This window comes from Candidatus Pelagibacter sp. HIMB1715 (assembly GCF_052047595.1).
GTDB lineage: Bacteria > Pseudomonadota > Alphaproteobacteria > Pelagibacterales > Pelagibacteraceae > Pelagibacter.
Map to the genome: position 1 here is coordinate 1 of NZ_JBNAJY010000035.1, position 4,192 is coordinate 4,192.

The window sequence follows — 4,192 nt, forward strand, 5'->3', positions numbered from 1 at the left end:
TTTCATTATTTATAATTCTTTTAATTTCATTTTATGAATGGCATTTTATTGCTAAAAAAAAATCATTTTATGTATATGGATTTATTTTTTTGTTATTTTCGTTATTTTCTATAATAAAGTTAAGATTTATTTCAGATAATGATTATTGGTTAGTGTTGTTTATTTCCTTGATATGCATATTGAGTGATATTGGGGGTTATGTTTTTGGTAAAATTTTTAAGGGACCAAAATTAACAAAATATAGTCCAAATAAAACAATATCAGGATCATTAGGAGGTTTTGTTTTGTCATTGTCTACAATTTTTTTTTTAAATGCAATAAATTTAGAAAATAAAATAATGTTTATTAATTATTTTGTATTTGTTGTTATTATATCTTCATCTAGTCAACTGGGTGATATCATTATTTCGTATTTTAAAAGGAAAGCAAAAGTAAAAAATACTGGCAAATTAATACCTGGTCATGGAGGTCTTTTAGATAGGATAGATGGCATGTTGTTTGCCTTTCCTGTTGCATTTATTCTTCAATTTTTTAACTTTTTTAAAATTTAAAATGAAAAAAAAAATTGCAGTTTTAGGTTCAACAGGATCAATTGGAAAATCTCTCTTAAATATAATATCTAAAGATAAAAATAGTTTTAATGTTGTATTATTAACAGCTAATAAGAATTATAAATTTTTATTAAAACAAGCAAAAGAATTTAATGTAAAAAATTTAATTATAACTAACAAGAAAAGTTTTTATTTAGCAAAACCAATTTGCAAAAAAAATAATATTAAATTATTTAATAATTTTAAAAGTTTAGATCAATTCCTTAAAAATAAAATAGACTATGTAATGAGTTCAATTGTTGGGTTGGACGGACTAATACCAACTTATGAAATCATTAAATATACAAAAAAAATTGCCATTGCAAATAAAGAGTCAATTATATGTGCTTGGAATATAATTAAGCATCAAATGTTAAAACACAAAACCGAATTCATTCCGGTTGACTCAGAGCATTTTTCTATATGGTATGCTTTAAAAAAAAATAAATCTAATAACTTGGATAAGATTTATTTAACTGCATCTGGAGGTCCTTTATTAAATGTACCAATAAATGAATTTAAAAATGTAAAGAAAAATAAAATTATAAATCATCCAAACTGGGTTATGGGCCCCAAGATAAGTGTAGACTCATCAACTATGATTAATAAAGTTTTTGAAATAATTGAAGCTAAAAAAATATTTAATTTAGATTATGAAAAGTTAAATATAATAATTCACCCAAGTTCATACGTACATGCAATTTTAAAATTTAATGATGGTTTAATCAAACTCATAGCACATGACACAACAATGGAAATTCCAATATTTAATTCATTGTATACAAATAAAGGAAAAGCTATTAAGACTGAAGATATAAATTTTAATAAATTAAATAAACTTAACTTTCAGAAATTAAATAAAAAAAAGTTTTTAAGTATTAAAATTTTAAAATACTTACCAAAAAAAAATTCACTATTTGAAACTGCTTTAGTTTCTGCTAACGATGAAATTGTCAGAGCTTATTTGGAAAAGAAAATTAGCTATAATAAAATTATACCATATATTATGAAAATCTTAGATGATAATAATGTTAAAAAACTTAAAAAAATTCTTCCAACAAAAATTTCTCAGGTTATAAATGTGAGTGAATTTGTGAGACATAAAATTAATTTGTTATTAGTTGATTAATTGTTTAATTATGAATATTAAAAATTTTAAACTTTTTCTTTATTTATTTTTTTTACTTTTTATTAACTTCAAAATTTGTTTTGCAAATGAAGTAAAAAAAATTTTAATAGAAGGAAATCAAAGAATATCTTCAGATACAATTATTATTTTTTCAGGAGTTTCGATTAATGATAACGTAAATAAAAATGATTTAAATAAAATACTTAAGGATCTCTATAGCACTAATTTTTTTGAAAACATCAAAATAACACTTGATGATAACTTGTTAAAAATCTCAGTAATTGAATACCCGATTATAGAAAATATAAAATATCAAGGTTTAAAAGCTGATAAAATTTTAGAACAATTAAAGTCAAACTCATTAATAAAAATGAGGTCCTCATATAACGAAATTGATTTAAAAAATGAAAAAAAAATTTTACTAAAAACTTTAAAAGAAATTGGTTACTACAATGCAGACTTAGAGATATATGTTGAAGAAAAAAAAAATAAATTAGTAAATTTAATCTACAATTTTAATCTTGGTGATAAAGCAAAAATTTCTAAAATAACATTTCTTGGCAATAAAATATTTAAAGACAACAAACTAAGAAGAATTATAGTAAGCTCTGAGTATAAATATTGGAAGTTCTTAACTGGACGAAAATATCTCAATGAAAATTTAGTAAATTTTGACAAAAGACTTCTTACTAATTTTTATAAAAATAATGGTTTTTACAATGTTTCTGTTAATTCTTCATTTGCAAAAATGATAAAAGATAATGAATTTGAACTAATTTTTAATATAGATGCAAATCCTAAAGTTTTTTTTGGAAATCTTTCTTTATCTTTACCTTTAGACTTTGATGAAAATAATTTTAAGAAAATTAATAAACTTTTTGACAAACTTAAAGGTAAGCCTTATTCAATAAATAAAATAAATGATATTCTAGATCAAATTGATTTAGTTGCATCAAATCAGCAATATCAGTTTATTGACGTATCTGTTAATGAAATTTTAGACAATAATATTTTAAATCTAGAATTTGTTATTTCTGAAACTGAAAAATATTTTATTAAAAAAATTAATATTTTTGGAAACAACATTACCGCAGAAAATGTAATCAGAAATAATTTTGAGGTTGATGAAGGAGATCCTTTTTCTGAGATTTTAGTAAATAAATCAATAAATAATTTAAAAAGTTTAAATTTTTTTAAAAATGTAAATAAAGAAATTACTGTAGATGAAGTTGAAAAATTAAAATCAATTAATATTTTTATAGAAGAAAAACCTACTGGTGAAATATTTGCTTCAGCCGGTGTAGGAACTGATGGAAATTCAGTAGGTTTTGGTATTAAGGAAAATAATTTTTTAGGTCGTGGAGTCAAATTTGATAGCAATATATCAGTATCTTCTGAAAAATTAAAAGGTAAATTTTCTTTTACTAATCCTAATTATAAAAATTTAGATAAATCTTTATTTACATCTATTGAAGCCCAAGAAATAGATAATTTAAAATCAACTGGTTATAAAACAAATAAAACCGGTTTTTCAATTGGTACAAACTTTGAATATTATGATAATTTGAATCTAGGGATCGGTACTAGCAACTTTTATGAAAAAATTTCAACTAATTCTACCGCATCTGCTAGACAAAAAGCTCAGGAGGGTGATTATTGGGATACAATTTTAAATATAAATTTTAACTATGATAGAAGAAATCAAAAATTTCAAACAAGTTCTGGATTTAAATCATTTTATTCTATAGGGTTACCTGTAATTAGTGAAAATTATACTTTTAAAAATTATTATAGTCATACTCATTATTTTAATTTATTTGAAAAAAATATTTCTACTTTTTCGTTATATTTTGAAACAGCAAATTCTTTAACTAATAAAGATGTAAAGCTTTCTGAAAGAATTAAAATTCCTTCAAATAAATTAAGAGGATTTGAAAACGGAAGAGTAGGCCCTAAAGATGGATCCGATCACATTGGTGGCAATTATGCATATTCCTTAAATTTTACCTCAACAATACCTCAATTGTTTGAAGAATCTCAAAATATTGATTTTAAGTTTTTTACAGATATAGCTGACATATGGGGTGTGGATTACGATTCTTCTTTGAATAAAAACGAGATTAGAAGTTCAATAGGAATTGGGCTTGATTGGTTAAGCCCAGTTGGTCCTATGAACTTTTCATTAGCACAGCCACTAAGTAAGGCAGATGGTGATAAAACTGAGTCATTTAGATTTAATTTAGGAACAACCTTTTAATGTTTAAATATAAAATAAATTTATTTAGTTTTATTGGTTTTTTATTAATTACATTTAATGCGCATGGAGAAAACAAAGTAGCTTTTATAGATATAGATTTTCTTATTTCAAACATTAATATTGGTAAAGAAATTATTTTAAAACTTGAAAATAATGAAAAAAAAAAGAGTGATGAGTTACAACTTTTAGAAAATAAACTAAAAGATGAAGAGAATA

Annotated in this window: 4 protein-coding genes; all 4 read left to right on the forward strand. The window is 22.7% G+C overall.

Annotated features, from left to right (window positions below):
• Positions 1-551, forward strand: a 551-nt coding sequence (locus ACTTAY_RS07080; protein ID WP_440672915.1) for a phosphatidate cytidylyltransferase, incomplete at its 5' end; no start/stop codon positions are given.
• Between the two features lies 1 nt (position 552).
• Positions 553-1,719, forward strand: coding sequence for a 1-deoxy-D-xylulose-5-phosphate reductoisomerase (locus ACTTAY_RS07085; RefSeq protein ID WP_440672916.1), 1,167 nt, complete (start codon positions 553-555; stop codon positions 1,717-1,719).
• A gap of 10 nt (positions 1,720-1,729) precedes the next feature.
• Positions 1,730-3,976: an outer membrane protein assembly factor BamA gene (bamA, locus tag ACTTAY_RS07090; RefSeq protein ID WP_440672917.1), complete on the forward strand. Its 2,247-nt coding sequence runs from the start codon at positions 1,730-1,732 to the stop codon at positions 3,974-3,976.
• A partial coding sequence (locus tag ACTTAY_RS07095) for a hypothetical protein (protein ID WP_440672918.1) occupies positions 3,976-4,192 on the forward strand: 217 nt, incomplete at its 3' end. The genes bamA and ACTTAY_RS07095, both read left to right, overlap by 1 nt.

Excerpts from the sequence above, each read along its gene's own strand:
- ACTTAY_RS07085 (WP_440672916.1), top strand. The coding sequence starts at position 553 with ATGAAAAAAAAAATTGCAGTTTTAGGTTCAACAGGATCAATTGGAAAA.
- bamA (WP_440672917.1), top strand. The coding sequence starts at position 1,730 with ATGAATATTAAAAATTTTAAACTTTTTCTTTATTTATTTTTTTTACTT.